The following is a 14,918-nucleotide window of genomic DNA, read 5'->3' as shown; positions in this document are numbered from 1 at the left end:
GAACGCGGCCCGTTTTTGTGTGGGGGTGTCGTAGGCGACCGACATGAACTCCTGGAAGCGGCGAGTCGGGGGGTACTCGGCGTTCGTCCTCTTCGTGCTGATCTTCACCGCGGTGGCCTATCGGTACGGGATGCGGGTGTACGAGGGCGACCCCCGCACGATGATCGAGGCGCTGCGCTTCTCTATCGAGATGTTCACCACGACCGGGTTCGGCGGCGACGCGCCGTGGGAAAGCCAGGAGCTGAACGCCTTCATCGCCGTGATGGACCTCGTCGGCATGGTGCTCCTGATCGGCGCCCTGCCGGTCGTGGTGACGCCGCTCCTGGAGGAGGCGTTCTCGGCGACCGTCCCGACGTCGCTGGACGAGGACCTAGCCGACCACGTCGTCGTCTGTTCGGACACCTCGCGGTCGCCGGCGCTCATCGAGGAGTTCGACAGCCACGACATCCCCTACGTGGTCGTCGAGGCCGACGACGACAGGGCGATGCGGCTCCACGAGGCCGGCAGACGCGTGGTCCGCGCGAACCCGGAGTCGACCGACGGGCTGGCTCGCGCGAACCTCGCCGACGCGCGGGCGCTGGTGACCGACGTCTCCGACCAGGTCGACGCGAGTATCGTCCTCGCCGCCAAGGAGCTGTCTCCCGACGTGCGCGTCATCAGCATCGTCGAGGACCCGAAACGCGAGCGGTACCACCGGTTGGCCGGCGCGGACGACGTGTTGTCCCCCCGCACGCTCGTCGGCGAGAGCCTCGCTGCGAAGGTGACGACCGCGCTCCAGTCCGACTTGGCCGAGACGGTCGCCATCGGCGACTCGATCCAACTCGCGGAGGTGACGGTCCCGCACGGGAGCTCGCTCGCCGGGTCCACGCTCTCCGAGAGCAACATCCGCGAACAGGCCGGCGTCAACGTGATCGGCGCGTGGTTCAACGGCGACTTCGACGCGGCGCCCCCGCCGGACGCCACGCTGTCCGCGGGCACGGTCCTGCTCGTCTCCGGGCGCCCCGACCAGCTGGAGGCGCTCGTCGACCTGACGAACTCCGCAAGCCGGCGGTTCGGCGCCGGCGAGACGGTCATCGTCGGGTACGGACAGGTCGGCGAGACGGTCGCCGACCAGCTCGGCGCGGCCGACCTCCCGGTGACGGTCGTCGACCGCGAGGACCTTCCGGGCGTCGACGTGGTCGGCGACGCGACCGAGCCGGAGACGCTGCGGGAGGCCGACGTCGAGTCGGCACAGACGGTCGTCCTCGCGCTCCCGGACGACACCACCACGGAGTTCACGATGCTCGTCGTTCGCGACCTAGCGCCGAACACCCAGGTACTCGCCCGCGTCGAGGAGGCCGAGAGCGTCCCGAAGGTCCACCGGGCCGGCGCCGACTACGTGCTGTCGCTCGCGACCGTCACCGGGCGGCTCTCCGCCTCGACGGTCATCGAGGGCCGCGACGTGATCTCGCTCACCCAGCAGATCGAAGTCGTCAGGACCACCGCGGCCCGGCTCGCCGGTCGAGCGATAGCCGACGCGGACATCCGCGAACAGACCGGCTGCACCGTCATCGCCGTCGACCGCGGCGACGAGACGGTGACGGAAATCGGCCCCGACACCCGGATCCAGTCCGGCGACGAACTCGTCGTCGTCGGCACCGACGAGGGGATCCGGGCGTTCGAAGCCCGGTTCACCTGATCGACCGCGTGCGGCCGACTGCGGCGTTCGAATCCCGGTCGTGCGAGCGACCGTCCGTCTCCTCGGGCGCTCTCGAGCGCGTCGACGCCGGCACGAGTCGAACGCTTCAAGTATTCGCTGGCTGTTCGTGTCTGTATGAAAGACCAGGGACGCTCCACGCGCAAGCGGACGGGCGGTCGACTCAAGCACGCCTCGAACAAGAAGCGCCACCAGCTCGGCCGCGAGCCGGCCGAGACCACCGTCGGCGAGACGCGAGTCCAGTACATCGACTCGCGCGGCACGGAGCGGAAGGTCCGTGCGCTCTCGACGAACGTCGCGCAGGTCGCGACCGACGGCGAGGTCAGCGAGGCCGACATCGAGAACGTCGTCGACAACCCCTCGAACGTCAACTACGCCCGCCGGAACATCGTCACCAAGGGCGCCATCATCGAGACGTCCGCGGGCCGCGCCCGCGTCACCTCCCGTCCCGGCCAGACCGGGCAGGTGAACGCGGTTCTCCTCGACTGAGCGCGCGCTCTGGTTCGCCGCCGACTTTCTGAACCTATTTATCCGTCGCAACCGACCAGCGACGCGTGTACCTCGGCGTCGACGAGGCCGGCAAAGGCCCCGTACTCGGACCGATGGTCGCCGCGGCGGTCCTCGCTGCCCCCGCAGCGCTGCCGCCGGACATCGACGACTCGAAGCGGCTCGCGCCCGCGCGCCGCGAAGCCATCGACGCGACGCTCCGCGACGCGGCCCGCGTCGCCGTCGGCGTCGCGTTCGTCGAGCCCGCCGAGATCGATCGCCCGGACACGGACATGAACACCCTCACGGTCCGCGGGCAGGCCCGAGCGATTCGGAACGCGCTCGCAACGGACCTCGCCGCCGAACTCGACGAGCCGATCCGCGTCGTGGCCGACGCCGGCGACACCAGCGAGCCCCGGTTCGCGCGCCGCCTGAGCGAGTTCGTCCGAGAGTCCGGAGACGGGACCGTCGACACCGACCTCCCCGCCGTCGACGTGTCGGCGTCTCACGGCGCGGACGAGGCGGACCCGGTGGTCGGTGCCGCGAGCGTCGTCGCGAAGGTGGCCCGAGACGCCCGGATGGCGTCGATAGACGACGACTACCCCGCCTACGACGGGCTCGGCAGCGGCTACCCGAGCGACCCCGCGACCCGGTCGTTCCTCCGCGCGTACGTCGCGGACCACGGGGCCGTCCCGGACTGTGCGCGGCGGTCGTGGGCGACCTGCGGCGACGTGCTGGCGGCCGCAGAGCAGTCGGGCTTAGACGAGTTTTAGGTCTACACCACTCCGGCGGCCGCCGCGCTCACGGCCCCGATGAACGTCTCCCAGACGGAGAACCCGGTGAGGATGGCGAGCAGCGTGTCGGCCCCGAAGAAGGCGAACAACACCGCGGAGGCGAAGTGCGCCCGACGCATGTTGAAGCGGTGGGCGAACGTGTGGAACACGTACGCGTTCGCGAGGCTGATCGGGATGATGGCCAGCATCTCGCCGAGCCAGATGGCGGAGGTCGCGCCGTACTGGACCGCCAGGCCGATCGTCACCAGCTGCGTCTTATCGCCGAACTCGCCCGTGGCGGTGAGGATGAATATCGGGATGAACCCGCCGAACGACCCGGCGTAGCGTTCGAGCGGGCCGGGGAGCCGCACCGACTCCAGCGCGCCGAACACCGCGTCGTTGGCCTCCGGGTCGGCGTCTCCCACGGCTCCCTCGCCGTCGCCGTCTCGCTCCGACGGTCGCTCCGGCATCGACCGATACAGCAGGTACGCGAAGAGGAAGAACAGCGTCGCGGTCACGCCGTCGAGAACGACGCCGGGGAGGGCCGACTGCAACGCCCGGCCGAACGCGATCTCGACCGCGGTCCACCCGGCGAACGCCGACCCCGCCGCGGCGACGACGACCCTCGGGTCGTATCGCGTCGCGAGCGCGGCGATCATAAACTGCACCTTCTCGCCGGGGAGGACGGCCAGCTGCGCGACGAACGCGACGATCAGAATCTCGGCGTACGCGGTCATACGCGCCCCGCTCGACGCGAGCCGCGCATCGCCCGACGCGAGTCGCACATCGCTCGACGCGAGTTACCCGTCGGCATCAACCGCCGGCCCGCGCTCGTCTGCCCGGCGACGGCCGGCTCGGATCGCCGGTCCGAAGCGGGGCGGTCGTCGGTTCTCATAGCCGGACTACTCGACAGCAAAGTAATAGCGTGTCGCTGTCGACCGAGCAGATTCACGCGGCAAAACGCGCCGCCGGCGCCCGGCTACCGATAGGAGAGGGCGTTACCGGATCGTCAGCAGGCGACGCAGGATGTCGCCGTACGCGGGGCGCGTGACCAGCACGCCGATCAGGACGCCGAGGACGGTGAATATCGCGAAGCCGGACAGGTCGCCGAGCGACAACACCATCAGCGGCGACATCGCGATGATCGTGGTCGCCGCGGCCGCGCCGATGACCCAGAAGGCCCGGCGGAACCGGGAGTTGAACACCGTCCGAGAGTTCACCTCGCCCTCGCTCATCACCTCGTCGGCGATGATTACGAGGTCGTCGACCCCCGTCCCGACCACCGCGATGAACCCGGCGATGACGGCCAGTTCGACCGGGTAACTCAGCAGCGCGGCGAAGCCGAGCAGCGCGTACACCTCGGCTATCGCCGTGACGATCATCGGGAGCGCGACCGCGGGCTCGCGGTACCGCAGGAACACCATGCCGGCGACCGCGAACACGGCGAGGATCCCGGTCACCAGCGAGTAGGTCTTGTAGTTCGCTCCCTGCGAGGCCGAGATGGACCGCGAGGTCCCCTGTCCGCTGATGTCGAGGTCGGCCGGCAGCGCGCCGGCGCGGAGGTTGATCGCGATCCGCTCCGCCTCGGCGAACTCGGTGGTCGTGAGCCGGAATCCGCCGTCGGTGGCCCACGAGCCGCTCGCCATGCTGTCCGCGAGGTCCGGGTCCATCCCGAAGGAGTTGACGACCTCGCCGTCGACGGTGAGCAGGAGGCACGGGTTGCTCACGTCGTCCGGGTTCTCCCGGTAGTCGCACTGGTCACGTTGGCTGTTGTACGCCTGGGCGAACCCGCGGTCCGCGACGGCCTGCTGGAACTCGTGGGCCGGCGACTGCTGGCCCTCCGGCGCGGTGTTCCGGACCGTCACCGGGACGTACGCGCCCTGGACGCGCTCCCGCTGGGAGGCGGAGCCGAGCTCCTGGAAGTCCTCGCCTCGCAGCACGCCTTCCTGGATGCCGGTCCCGTTCGCCGTCGGGTACGCGATGTCGATCTGGACGGTCCCGCGCTCTTCGAGGAGGCTCGTGACGCTGCTCCGGTTCTCACCGGGCACCTCGACGAGCATGAAGTACTCGCCGGTGAGCGACTGGACCTGCTGAACCGTGCCGCCGGAGAGCCCCGTCTCGTCGATCTTGTCTTTGATGACCTGCTGTGCGACGTCGCGCGTCTCCTGTGTCACGCCGGACCGGATGTCCTCGTAGGCGTAGCCCGAGGCGTCCATCGCCGCTCGGAACTGCGCCTCGGTGACCTCGGTCGCCGTCACGTCGACCGCGCGCTCGCTCGGGACCGCCGTGATGTCGGCCGCCGAGGCGTTCTCGAGTTCGGCCGCTATCGTGCGCGCGACCTCGTCCGGCTGGTCACCCCCGAAGTCGACCTCCATCGCCGTGTAGCCGACCAGCGGGGCGCGGACTCGCGTCCCGCCGGCGAGGTCGAGCCCGTACTGGAGGTTCGTCACCCCCTGTTGGGCCTCGGACACGTCCTCACCGGGCGCGGTCTGTGGACCGAACTGCGGGGCGAAAAGCGCCACCGTCGCGCCGAGGACGACGACGACGAGAAGCAGGATCCGCCAGTTGTTCTTGATCGGTTCCAACATTAGCGTTTCACCCCCTCGAACTTATACCAGCGAAGCAGCGAGACGTTCAGCAGGTACGTGTTCATCAGGTCGGCACAGAGCCCTACCGAGAGGATGATACCGATGTTCCGCAGGAGATCGATGCCGAAGAGCGAGGCGACGATAGCCATCACGATCATCGCCGCCATCGACGTGAGCGTCATCGTCACCCCGGTGCGCATCGCGCGGCTCACCGACTCGTAGAACTCGCCGGTCCGCCGCAGCACGGAGTTGTTCAACAGGATGTCGGAGTCGACGCTGTATCCGATGATCATCAGGAGGGCCGCGATGGTGCCGAGCGTCATCTGGATTCCGAGGAGGTTCATCACCGCGATGGGGATGACCAGATCGGAGAACGCCGACGCGACGACCGCGAGCGACGGGACGAACGTCCGGAACAGCGCGAACACGAGGACGCTCATCCCGAGGAAGGCGAGTCCGACGCCGAATATCGCGGTCTGGGCCGTGTCAGACGCGAAGCTGGGGGACACTTGGTCGATCGCGGTCGTGGACAGCCCCGCCTCGTCCGCCTGCGTCGACAGGTCCTCGGCGAGGTTGCCGGGGTCCTCGTCGGCCGCCCGGAACGTCACCACGTACACGTCGTCCGCGGGGATCGCCCGGACGGAGTCTGGCTGTCTATCGAACGCGGTCTCGATCTGCTGTTCTACGTTGCCGCTGTCGTCGGCGACCCGGAGTTCGACGCCGCCCGTGAACTCCAACCCGAGGTTCGCCGGCGCACCCGTGACGAGATACCATCCGCCGATGATCGCGAGCGCGAGGACCAACACCGCGAGCGGGACGGCCACGAGTTGCCGGTTCGAGTACTCGGTGTAGTTGACCTCCGGTACATCGATCGCTACCATAAATAGCGGTTCCCGTGCGGGCGCGAATAAGCCTTCCCACTCGGCCGTCTCGCCCGTCCGCAGGCGGTCGTCGCCCGCCACCTCCCAGGACGTGCCCGGTCCGGAGGCCAAACTCAGCGCCCACAACACATTAACCGCTGAACGACGTAGTATAGTGCATGTCGCACAATGCAACTCGCGTCGTCCTCTCGTACCCCGAGGGGCTCAGCGACTGGGGTCGCGACCAGGTCGAGACGGACCGGTACCGCGGGTACTTCAGGCGCGTCCTCGGGGACGTCGCCGTCGGCGAGACGCGGGAGGATTTCGTCGACGTCGGCTGTTGCGGCGATAGCCTCGACATCCCGTTCCGCGTCGAGCGGGTCGACGTCGGCGGCGAGTCGGTCGACGCGGCGACCGTCACCGACGCGACGGCGGTCGAGTACGAGACGCGCGCCGGCGACGTCGACGGCGGCTGGAAGGTCCAGAGCGCGGCCGGGGAGACGTGTGCGACGGTCAACCCCGAGTAAGGTCCGCGCTTCGAGCGGCTCCGACCCTTATAAACGACGCCTCACGGCATGTAGCGCACGCTGACGACGCCCGGCTCGGACCGGATCTCGACGCGGTTCACGCCGAGCCGCGCCGCCCGCGAGAGCGTCGCCTCCCGGTCGTCGAGCACGTCCGCGACCGCGTCCGCGGTGTCGTCTTCCGGCGGCGTCAACACGTGGACCTCGCCGGTGCCCGCGCGCTCCTCGCGCGCGAGTTCGCCGGTGTCGGTCTCGGCCGCCAGCTCGCGCTCGTGGACCGTCGGGGCTCGTCGCTCTCCGCGATAGAGAGCGACCGGCGCTCGCCGACCTCGATCACCTGATACGTGACCTCCATCGGCGGGTCGGGGGCGACGGTCGCCGAGACGGCGTCGTCGACGTCCAGGCCGGGGTTGGAACTCAGAGTGTGTACCTGTCCGTCGTGAACGTCTTTCAGCACCGCCGAGTCGCTCTCGACGTGCGTGACGAGGAACGTGCTCTCCTTTTCGTCGGTCATTGGTGGCTGTAGGCGGTCAGGCCTTTTTCAGGTTTCGAGCCGCGTTCGCCGCGGATCGCGGCGTCAGTCGCGCACGAGCCGCGGGCTCCCGTCCTCGACGACGACGTCGAGCCCGTGTTCGTGGACGAACGCCGCGGTGTAGTCGGGCACGACCCGCTCGGCGGCGAACCGAGCGCGGAGCAGGGGGACCGCGTCGAGTAAGTCGTCGCCGTCGACCATCGAGGGCGAGGACGCGAGGAACTCCACGTCGAGGTCGGCGTCGGCACCGCGCGCCGCGAGCGTCGGGAGGCTCGGGTCCTCGAAGGCGCCGTCGAAGTCGATCGGCGCGGTGAAGCCGGCGTAGTAGGTGCGCCCGCGGGTGGAGGGGCCCAACACGACCTCGTTCGTCCGGAGCTTCATCGCGGCGGAGTCGATCACGGTCCGCGAGAGCATGGGCGCTTGGGGGGTGACGACCGCGACCGAGTCGGCGTTCTCCTCGCGGAGCAGGTGGGTGACGGTGTTGCCGGCGCGCGCGCCGAACGAGGAGCCGACCTGTCGCTCGAAGCGGGCGTCTTCGGTGCCGCCGAGGGTGTCGGCGACGAGCGTCCGCAGTTCGGCCTCGGGGGCGGTGTCGGTGCGGTGTTCGGCGGGGAGGTCGTCGTCGACCGGGTAGTTGACGAGCAGTTCGCCGCCGGAGCGGTGGACCGCGAGGACGGCGTCGCGGAACAGCGCCTCGTACAGGTCGGCGGCTTCGGCGGTCGACAGCGGCGTCGATTCCGCGAGTCCGGTCGCGACGAGCCCCTCGCGGGGCGGGTTCGCAAGCACGGCGACGACGGTCATATCGGAGGGTGTCGCCCGCGCGCCTTCAACTCGCCGCTTCGGGTCGCGACTGTGGATGGGCTCGCCGCCCGATCAGGCGAAGTCGCGGCGCATCGCGATCTCGAACCACGGACAGAGGCGGAGCTGCCGGTACAGCGACGGGTTTTCGTGGAGGTGTTCGTAGTCGGCCCAGAGGATGCCGCCGATCTCGTCGTCGTCGGGGTCGAGCGAGGTGTCGTCGAGCGTCACTTTCAGCACCGAGCAGACCTCCCATTCGACGCCCTCGTTGGGGTAGTAGCGCTTGTACTCGAACTTATCCGTCACGCGGAGGTCGTCGTACTGATCGGGGGTGATACCGAGCTCCTCTTCGAGGCGCTGCTCGGTCGCGTCCTCTTGGGTCTGCCCCTCGACCGGGTGGGAGGCGACCGTCCCGTCCCAGTGGCCGTCCCAGAGCCGCTTCGTCGGCGCGCGCTGGCCCAGCAGGATTCGTCCCTCGGTGTCGTACACTAGGCAGGTGAACGCCCGGTGGCGGATCCCGTCGCCGGTGTGGGCGTCGAGCCGGTTCACCAGCCCCTCTTCGACGTCGTCGGGGTCGACGGCGATTACGTCCTGAAGCGCGTTCTCGTGGTCCGTGTCAGTGGCAGCCTCACCGGGCGCGGCCGCGTCCTCGGAACTCATGCGAGATAGGTCTCTCACCAGGGCTAATAAGCGTTCGATACGCCGCCCGCGGACGCCGCGGACGCAAACGGCTCGGACGCCCGGCGGATCCCCCTCGTCTCGCGCGCGGTTCGACGCGCTTAACCGCCTCCCGCGGCTACGTCGCGCGGATGAGTGACCCGGCGCTCGACGTCGTCGAGTTCGTGTTGACGACGCACCTCTACACCGAGAACCGCGACCTCGACGAGAACGACCTGCCGCCGCGCTTCAGGCAGGTGTTCTGGTCGCACGACGCCGCCGACGATGCCCCGGTGGGCGTCGAGCGGCCGCTCAAGCCGACCAGCGAGACCGCCCGGACCGCGACGGGCGTCGAACACCCGTGGGACGCCGTCTCCGACCTCCTCTTTACCCAACGGACGGAGTTCTCCGGCGAGATTTCGCTGACGCAGCCGGCGATGGCCTTGGAGTGGTACCGCGACCACGCCGACGACGAGCGGATCGCCGCCAACCCCACCATCGTCGCCGCGCTGGCCGAGGCGGACGACCTCGAAGCGCCCGTCACCGTCGACGAGGCGCGCGACAGCGTCCGCCCGATTCAGGCGGACCGAGTCTGGATAGACGCCCTGTTAGAGGAGTACTTCGACGAGGACGAGGACGCGGAGATGCTCGATCTGGTCAACGTCCGCGCGCCCGAAGAGATCGAGACGACGCTCGCGGACCTCGTGCTCACCGGCGACCAGGAGGGGGAGATACAGAAGATCGTCAAAGCGATCGAACACCGCGAGTACCTCGCGGAGATCGGGCTCCGCGAGATCGGGAAGCTCCTCTTCGTCGGCCCGCCGGGGACCGGGAAGACGACCATCTCGCGCGGGCTCGCCCACGAGCTCGGGCTCCCGTTCGTCGAAGTGAAACTCTCGATGATCACGAGCCAGTACCTGGGTGAGACCGCAAAGAACGTCGAGAAGACGTTCGAGGTCGCAAAGCGGCTCTCCCCGTGTATCCTCTTCATCGACGAGTTCGACTCGGTGGCGAAGACCCGGCGGTCCGACGAGCACGCCGCCCTGAAGCGCGCGGTCAACACCTTACTCAAGTCCATCGACGAGGTGTCGCTCGTGCGCGACGAGGTCCTCCTCATCGGCGCGACGAACCACCCGGACCAGCTCGACGCGGCCGCGTGGCGCCGGTTCGACGAGATCGTCAACTTCCCCAAGCCGGACCGCGACATGCGCGCCGACATCCTCCGGGTCGTCACCCGCGAGATGCAGATCGCCGACTTCGACCCCGAGGAGGTCGCCGACCGGACGACTGGCCTCACAGGGTCGGACCTCCGGATGGTCCTCCGGGAGGCGGTCCTCGGCGCGCTCACGGAAGACCGGATGACGATCACGCAGGCGGACGTGATGGAGGCCGTCGAGGACTTCGAGGAGCGAGACAACCTCAAGAACATGGACATGATCGACGGCGAGGGCGCGGAGGTGCTCGGCGAGACCGACCCCGACGGGCAAGACCACACGCACGAGGAGTCGGAAGACGAGGCCGCCCACGACCACGGCGCGCACAGCCACTCACACGACTGAGCGCCGCGGTCGACCTTTTTAACTAGAGCCCTCGTTCCTCACTCCCGCACGCCGACGACCGTGTAGCCGAAGCCGCGGTCGACGATCCGCGGGTCGAACCCGCAGTCGGCGAGCGCCGCGGCCAAGTCCGCGGGCGACCGAAAGCGCGACCCCATCCCGATGGCGTGTTCCGCCGCGACGAGCGCGCGCCCGAGCGGGTGTGTGGGGTCGAACTCCCGGATCACGAGCGCGCCGCCGGGCGCGATGACGCGCGCGGCTTCGTCGAGTGCGGCCGCCTGATCGGGCAGGTGGTGAAACGCGTCGACGATCACCGCGGCGTCGACCGAGCCGTCCCGGACGGGGAGCCGGCCGGCGTCTCCGGCGACCGCCTCCTGCCGTCGATGGGTCCGTGCGCGCGACGCCATCCCGAGCGAGGCGTCGACGACGGTTATCTCAGGGCCGGCGAGCGCGGCCGCCGCGCGCCCGGTGCCGCCCCCGATGTCGAGGAGCCGATCGATCGGCCGCGTCGCGTGTCGCAGCCCCGCGGCCAGCGCGTCGCCGTCCGCGGGCGGCATGGCGCGGTCGTACAGCGGGGCGATCCGATCGAAGAAGCCGACGTCGCCGAGGCCGTGCATACCGGTCGTCGGCCGCGGAGCCACTTAAAAAGCGCTCGCCCGGAGCCCGCGGTCATTTATCCCGCCGCGCCGTAGCGACTCGCATGGAGTACGCGTTCCTCGGCGAGCCGGGGTCGGGAGCGACGCTGCGGCTCGACTACCGGGCGTTCGCCTACGCCGGGAAGTTCGTCGTCGGCGCGCCGGGGAAGGCCGCGTTGCGGACCGCGGACGGGTCGCCGGCGGTCCCGTCGTGGGAGCCGGACGAGCCGCTGCCGCCGACCGTCGACGCGAGCGCGTTCGACGACGACGTGATCGCCGCCGTCTCGTTTTCGCCCGACCGGACCGACTCCGACTGCTGTCGGCTCCGGTACGTCACCGTCCACGTCGCGCGCCGCGGCGAGGGGCTCGGCCCGCGGTTGATCGATCGGACGGTCTCGCGGCTCGCGGCCGACGGGTACGAGCGGGTTCGGATTGCGGTCAACAACCCGTTCGCCTACGCGGCGCTTCATAAATCGGGGTTCGCGTACACGGGCAAGCAGACCGGCATCGCGGAGTTCGTGTTGGAGCGCCCGGCCGCCGAGCCGGCCTCGGAGGGCGAGCGGGGCGGAGAGCGGTACCGAGCGGGACTGCGCGCGTTCCGCGACGGCGACCGCGACCTCGACGCCGTGGAACGGGCGTTCGTCGCGTCGCGGCTCGAAGCGGACGGGGAGTAGGCCGTCAGTTCAGCGCCCAGATGCCGTAGTTGAGCGCGGTCGCGAAGCAGACCCACGCGAGGTACGGCCCGAGCAGGAGGGCGGCTCGCCGGTCGATCCGGGCGAACGCGACCGTCGTCGCGCCGACGAGCGGCAACAGGAGCCCGAGGACGACGAGCCCCAGGTCCGGGCGTTCGAGCCCCCAGAAGACGGGCGACCACGCGACGTTGACGACGAGTTGGACGGCGAACAGCCCGAGCGCGACCCGCGCGTCGCGCGTGAGCCGACCCGTCTCCCCCGCCCGCGCCTCGCGCCCGCCGAGGAAGACGAGCGCGGCCGCGGCGCCGATGAGCGCGTACAGTATCGGCCACACCACCCCGAACGCCCAGCCCGGCGGGTAGTACGCGGGCAGGTCGAGCCCCGCGAACCACGGGCTCTGGGTCGCGGTGAAGGGGACGCCGACGGCGCCGATCAGGTTGACCGCGACCGCGGCGGCGACGACGAACAGCGCGGTGCGACCGTCCGGCAGCCGCGCGCCGACGACGGTGCCGGGCGAATCGGGTGAGGACATATGCGTGATCGTTTATAAGCGCGCGAGAGGCTTAAAAGGCGATCTGCGCTCAGATCACGTCGTAGTCTTCGCGGAACGTTTCGAGCGTCGCCGCCAGGATGCCGATGACGATCGGTCCCACGAACAGGCCGGTGAACCCGACGGAGTAGATCCCGCCGAACACGCCGAGCAGAATCACCGCCGGGTTCAGGTGCGCCTGCTGGTCGATCACGATCGGCCGCGCGTAGTTGTCCACCATCGCGATGACGAAGACGCCGTACACCGCGAGGAACACCCCCGCGGCCACCTGGTCGACCGCGACGAGGTACGCCGCCGCCGGCCCCCAGACGAAGAACGCCCCGACGAGCGGCACCAGCGCCAGCACCGCCATCACGAACGTCCAGAAGACGACCTTGGGGATCCCGGCGGCCCACAGCCCCAGTCCCGCGACCAGCGCCTGCAGCAGCGCCACGACGATGTGGCCGATCACGACCCCGCGGGTCATCGCGTCGACGCGGTCGACGAGGTCCGCGGTGACGTTCGACGGGAGCGGACTCGTCAGCCGGACCCACTTGATAAACGCCGGCCCGTCGAGGAGGGTGTAGTACACTAAAAACAGCGCGAGCGAGAGCCCGACCGACGCCCGGAGCGTGGTGGTGACGATCCCGCCGACCCCGCCGAAGAGCGTGTTCGCGAGCAGTTGGCCGACGGTCGCGAGCAGTTCGCCGATCGCCACCTGTTCGCCGGTCAGGGCCGCGATCTCCGCCTCGATGGCCGCCACGTCGATACCGGTGTTCCCCCGCGCGATCTCCGTGAGATCGCGGATGAACACCCACGAGATGTACACGAGCGGGAGGATGACGGCGACGAGCGAGGAGCCGATGAGCACCAGCGCGGACAGCATGTTCCCGAGTCGGGTCGCGAGCGACTCGCCGAGGCGACCGCCGAGTCTCCCGCGGAAGCGCCGCGAGAGCCGCACGTGGAACGGAAACAGGATGTACGCGAGGATCGCCGAGGCGATGACGTACTCGACGAACGGGCTGATGATGAATATCGTCAGAAACGCGACCGTCCCGATGAGCAGGAGCAGGAACGATTGCCCGCGGTTCATGTGAACTCGTCACGCCCACCACGTATAAACGTGGGCGGGTTTCGCCGCCGGTGGCCGACGCTCAGGCGCTCGCTTCGTCCTCGTCGAGTCCGGGGGCGGCGGACGGGTCGACCTCGTCCGGCTCTTCCGTCTCGCCGCCGACGACCGTCTCCCCGTCGTCGGTCTCGACGTACACGTCGTCGGCGAAGCCGGCCAGCGCGTTCTCGTACTCGGCGGTCTTCAGTTTCTCCGGCGTCTCGGGGGCCTCGTCGACGCCGTCGACGGGCCGGAACTCCCCGAGCGGGTCGTCGATCGTGATCCCGTGGGCGGCGAAGAAGGACTCGTAGCGCCGGTAGTGTTCCTCCAGCTCGTCGCCGGGGATCTCCATCATCTCCGTCCAGCCGTGGTTGAAGAAGTCGAAGTTGGCCTGGACGTGGGTGATCTCGCGGGCCGCCGCCTCGGTGTGGCCGGCCTCCAACGCGGCGACGTACGTGTCCATCGTCGCGTCGAAGAAGCTATCGAGGTGGTCGCGGCGCTCCTCGCGGCGCTCCTCGTCGGCCTTGTTGAGGAAGATGCTCGTGTGGAGGTCGACGAGTTTGTCGTTGGCGACGTCGCCGACGACCGGCGTGGTCAACGCCTTCTTGGCGGCCCAGTGACGGATGTTCTGCCGTATCTTCATACGCGTCGTTGGGTCGGGACGCTCTTGAATGTGTGGCGTCGCGGGGTCGCGAGCGGCCGCCTCGGCGACCGCACAGCGAGCGAGTCGGCACGCTCGTGTGCCGAGCCGACCGCGCCGCGGAAGCGTTATTGTGCTAAAAAGACAATATCGTGACGACGATGGCAACGAGTCCGAACGGCGACGACTGGGAGGCACAGATCGAGGCGCAGCGGCGAGCGAAGGCCGAACAGTTCCGCGACTCGGGCCGGTCCCCGCTGCCGGTCTCGATGCGGGGCGACGCGTTCCCCGGCCTCGACTACTTCGAGCCCGACCCGGCGTATCGGTTCGTGCTCCCGCTCTTCGAACACGACGACCCCGAACCGGTGACCGTCGAGACGACCGCCGACGGCGAGCAGACCTACCGGCGCTGGGGCGAGTTCCGGTTCGAGGTCGCCGGCGAGTCGGTGACCCTGCAGGCGTATCGACCGACGGACGGCGGCGACCGCTTCTGGGTCCCGTTCCGCGACGAGACGAACGGTGAGACGACGTACGGCGCGGGTCGCTACCTCGATTTAACGCCCGACCACGACCGGGTCGACGGCGAGTGGGTCCTCGATTTCAACGCCGCGTACAACCCGACCTGCGCGTACAACCACGCGTACGAGTGCCCGCTCATCCCGATGGAGAACTGGCTCGACGTCCCGATCGAGGCGGGCGAACGGGCGTTCCCCGGCGAGCCCGCGGGGAGCGAACACTGACGGAGCGAGGGGCTCACCGCCCTGAGCGGCCGCGCGGTGGCCCGTCGGCGGCCGCGTCGCCGTCGCGGTCTGCGTCGGAGTCCCACACCGTCAGCCGCGGATGA

The 14,918-nt window shown here is 69.5% G+C and carries 16 protein-coding genes and 1 pseudogene; 7 read left to right on the top strand and 10 right to left on the bottom strand.

Going from position 1 to position 14,918, the window contains the following annotated elements:
* The first annotated feature begins 43 nt into the window (after positions 1-43).
* The 3 genes from DOS48_RS23495 to rnhB all read left to right on the top strand — a co-directional run bounded on the left by DOS48_RS23495 (position 44) and on the right by rnhB (position 2,955).
* On the top strand, positions 44-1,678 hold the full coding sequence (locus DOS48_RS23495) for a TrkA family potassium uptake protein (RefSeq protein WP_127118035.1): 1,635 nt from the start codon (positions 44-46) through the stop codon (positions 1,676-1,678).
* Positions 1,679-1,813: 135 nt separating this feature from the next.
* Complete coding sequence (locus tag DOS48_RS23490; protein WP_127118034.1) at positions 1,814-2,185, top strand: 30S ribosomal protein S8e; 372 nt, start codon at positions 1,814-1,816, stop codon at positions 2,183-2,185.
* Between the two features lie 65 nt (positions 2,186-2,250).
* The gene (rnhB, locus tag DOS48_RS23485; RefSeq protein WP_127118033.1) at positions 2,251-2,955 is read left to right on the top strand and encodes a ribonuclease HII; all 705 of its coding nucleotides are present in this window, start codon (positions 2,251-2,253) and stop codon (positions 2,953-2,955) included.
* Positions 2,956-2,957: 2 nt separating this feature from the next.
* On the opposite strand, the gene DOS48_RS23480 is transcribed toward rnhB, so the two are convergent.
* The 3 genes from DOS48_RS23480 to secF form a co-directional block, all read right to left on the bottom strand.
* A complete protein-coding gene (locus DOS48_RS23480) occupies positions 2,958-3,692 on the bottom strand; it encodes a TMEM165/GDT1 family protein (protein ID WP_127118032.1) in 735 nt (244 codons plus the stop codon).
* A 261-nt stretch (positions 3,693-3,953) separates the two neighbouring features.
* Positions 3,954-5,543, bottom strand: a complete 1,590-nt coding sequence (locus DOS48_RS23475; RefSeq protein WP_127118031.1) for a preprotein translocase subunit SecD — start codon at positions 5,541-5,543, stop codon at positions 3,954-3,956.
* Positions 5,543-6,424 carry a protein translocase subunit SecF gene (gene secF, locus DOS48_RS23470; RefSeq protein ID WP_127118030.1) on the bottom strand — a complete coding sequence of 294 codons (882 nt, stop codon included), beginning with the start codon at positions 6,422-6,424 and terminating at the stop codon, positions 5,543-5,545. The genes DOS48_RS23475 and secF overlap by 1 nt, the downstream gene beginning before the upstream one ends.
* Before the next feature lie 158 nt (positions 6,425-6,582).
* Between secF and DOS48_RS23465 the strand changes: the two genes are divergently transcribed.
* Positions 6,583-6,930: a hypothetical protein gene (locus tag DOS48_RS23465; protein WP_127118029.1), complete on the top strand. Its 348-nt coding sequence runs from the start codon at positions 6,583-6,585 to the stop codon at positions 6,928-6,930.
* Between the two features lie 41 nt (positions 6,931-6,971).
* On the opposite strand, the pseudogene DOS48_RS23460 reads toward DOS48_RS23465, so the two are convergent.
* From DOS48_RS23460 to DOS48_RS23450, 3 genes and pseudogenes are all read right to left on the bottom strand, one after another.
* Positions 6,972-7,441 (bottom strand): annotated as a pseudogene (locus DOS48_RS23460) (DUF5812 family protein).
* Positions 7,442-7,504: 63 nt separating this feature from the next.
* A complete protein-coding gene (locus DOS48_RS23455; protein ID WP_127118028.1) occupies positions 7,505-8,260 on the bottom strand; it encodes a DUF2064 domain-containing protein in 756 nt (251 codons plus the stop codon).
* Between the two features lie 72 nt (positions 8,261-8,332).
* The gene (locus DOS48_RS23450) at positions 8,333-8,917 is read right to left on the bottom strand and encodes an NUDIX domain-containing protein (RefSeq protein ID WP_127118027.1); all 585 of its coding nucleotides are present in this window, start codon (positions 8,915-8,917) and stop codon (positions 8,333-8,335) included.
* Between the two features lie 149 nt (positions 8,918-9,066).
* Here DOS48_RS23450 and DOS48_RS23445 point away from each other — a divergent pair, with 149 nt between their 5' ends.
* Positions 9,067-10,473, top strand: a complete 1,407-nt coding sequence (locus tag DOS48_RS23445; protein ID WP_127118026.1) for an ATP-binding protein — start codon at positions 9,067-9,069, stop codon at positions 10,471-10,473.
* A gap of 38 nt (positions 10,474-10,511) precedes the next feature.
* Here DOS48_RS23445 and DOS48_RS23440 read toward each other — a convergent pair whose 3' ends face one another.
* Positions 10,512-11,087, bottom strand: a complete 576-nt coding sequence (locus DOS48_RS23440; RefSeq protein ID WP_127118025.1) for a class I SAM-dependent methyltransferase — start codon at positions 11,085-11,087, stop codon at positions 10,512-10,514.
* 83 nt (positions 11,088-11,170) lie between these two features.
* Between DOS48_RS23440 and DOS48_RS23435 the strand changes: the two genes are divergently transcribed.
* Positions 11,171-11,779, top strand: a complete 609-nt coding sequence (locus tag DOS48_RS23435) for a GNAT family N-acetyltransferase (RefSeq protein WP_127118024.1) — start codon at positions 11,171-11,173, stop codon at positions 11,777-11,779.
* Positions 11,780-11,783: 4 nt separating this feature from the next.
* Here DOS48_RS23435 and DOS48_RS23430 read toward each other — a convergent pair whose 3' ends face one another.
* The 3 genes from DOS48_RS23430 to DOS48_RS23420 all read right to left on the bottom strand — a co-directional run bounded on the left by DOS48_RS23430 (position 11,784) and on the right by DOS48_RS23420 (position 14,077).
* Positions 11,784-12,329, bottom strand: coding sequence for a TspO/MBR family protein (locus DOS48_RS23430; RefSeq protein WP_127118023.1), 546 nt, complete (start codon positions 12,327-12,329; stop codon positions 11,784-11,786).
* A 49-nt stretch (positions 12,330-12,378) separates the two neighbouring features.
* The gene (locus DOS48_RS23425) at positions 12,379-13,419 is read right to left on the bottom strand and encodes an AI-2E family transporter (RefSeq protein ID WP_127118022.1); all 1,041 of its coding nucleotides are present in this window, start codon (positions 13,417-13,419) and stop codon (positions 12,379-12,381) included.
* Between the two features lie 61 nt (positions 13,420-13,480).
* A complete protein-coding gene (locus DOS48_RS23420; protein WP_127118021.1) occupies positions 13,481-14,077 on the bottom strand; it encodes a DUF6149 family protein in 597 nt (198 codons plus the stop codon).
* Between the two features lie 158 nt (positions 14,078-14,235).
* Here DOS48_RS23420 and DOS48_RS23415 point away from each other — a divergent pair, with 158 nt between their 5' ends.
* A complete protein-coding gene (locus tag DOS48_RS23415) occupies positions 14,236-14,814 on the top strand; it encodes a DUF1684 domain-containing protein (protein WP_127118020.1) in 579 nt (192 codons plus the stop codon).
* Positions 14,815-14,918: the final 104 nt, after the last annotated feature.

It is taken from the genome of Halorubrum sp. PV6 (genome assembly GCF_003990725.2).
Classification (GTDB): domain Archaea; phylum Halobacteriota; class Halobacteria; order Halobacteriales; family Haloferacaceae; genus Halorubrum.
Note: the sequence above shows the minus strand (reverse complement) of the source record. Positions and strands in the feature narration are given on the sequence as shown.

Coding starts and splice junctions, on each gene's coding strand:
- DOS48_RS23425 (WP_127118022.1), bottom strand. CDS start 13,419: ATGAACCGCGGGCAATCGTTCCTGCTCCTGCTCATCGGGACGGTCGCG.
- DOS48_RS23465 (WP_127118029.1), top strand. CDS start 6,583: ATGTCGCACAATGCAACTCGCGTCGTCCTCTCGTACCCCGAGGGGCTC.
- DOS48_RS23445 (WP_127118026.1), top strand. CDS start 9,067: ATGAGTGACCCGGCGCTCGACGTCGTCGAGTTCGTGTTGACGACGCAC.
- secF (WP_127118030.1), bottom strand. CDS start 6,424: ATGGTAGCGATCGATGTACCGGAGGTCAACTACACCGAGTACTCGAAC.
- DOS48_RS23455 (WP_127118028.1), bottom strand. CDS start 8,260: ATGACCGTCGTCGCCGTGCTTGCGAACCCGCCCCGCGAGGGGCTCGTC.
- DOS48_RS23450 (WP_127118027.1), bottom strand. CDS start 8,917: ATGAGTTCCGAGGACGCGGCCGCGCCCGGTGAGGCTGCCACTGACACG.
- DOS48_RS23420 (WP_127118021.1), bottom strand. CDS start 14,077: ATGAAGATACGGCAGAACATCCGTCACTGGGCCGCCAAGAAGGCGTTG.
- DOS48_RS23475 (WP_127118031.1), bottom strand. CDS start 5,543: ATGTTGGAACCGATCAAGAACAACTGGCGGATCCTGCTTCTCGTCGTC.
- DOS48_RS23495 (WP_127118035.1), top strand. CDS start 44: ATGAACTCCTGGAAGCGGCGAGTCGGGGGGTACTCGGCGTTCGTCCTC.
- DOS48_RS23440 (WP_127118025.1), bottom strand. CDS start 11,087: ATGCACGGCCTCGGCGACGTCGGCTTCTTCGATCGGATCGCCCCGCTG.
- DOS48_RS23435 (WP_127118024.1), top strand. CDS start 11,171: ATGGAGTACGCGTTCCTCGGCGAGCCGGGGTCGGGAGCGACGCTGCGG.
- DOS48_RS23430 (WP_127118023.1), bottom strand. CDS start 12,329: ATGTCCTCACCCGATTCGCCCGGCACCGTCGTCGGCGCGCGGCTGCCG.
- DOS48_RS23415 (WP_127118020.1), top strand. CDS start 14,236: ATGGCAACGAGTCCGAACGGCGACGACTGGGAGGCACAGATCGAGGCG.
- DOS48_RS23490 (WP_127118034.1), top strand. CDS start 1,814: ATGAAAGACCAGGGACGCTCCACGCGCAAGCGGACGGGCGGTCGACTC.
- DOS48_RS23480 (WP_127118032.1), bottom strand. CDS start 3,692: ATGACCGCGTACGCCGAGATTCTGATCGTCGCGTTCGTCGCGCAGCTG.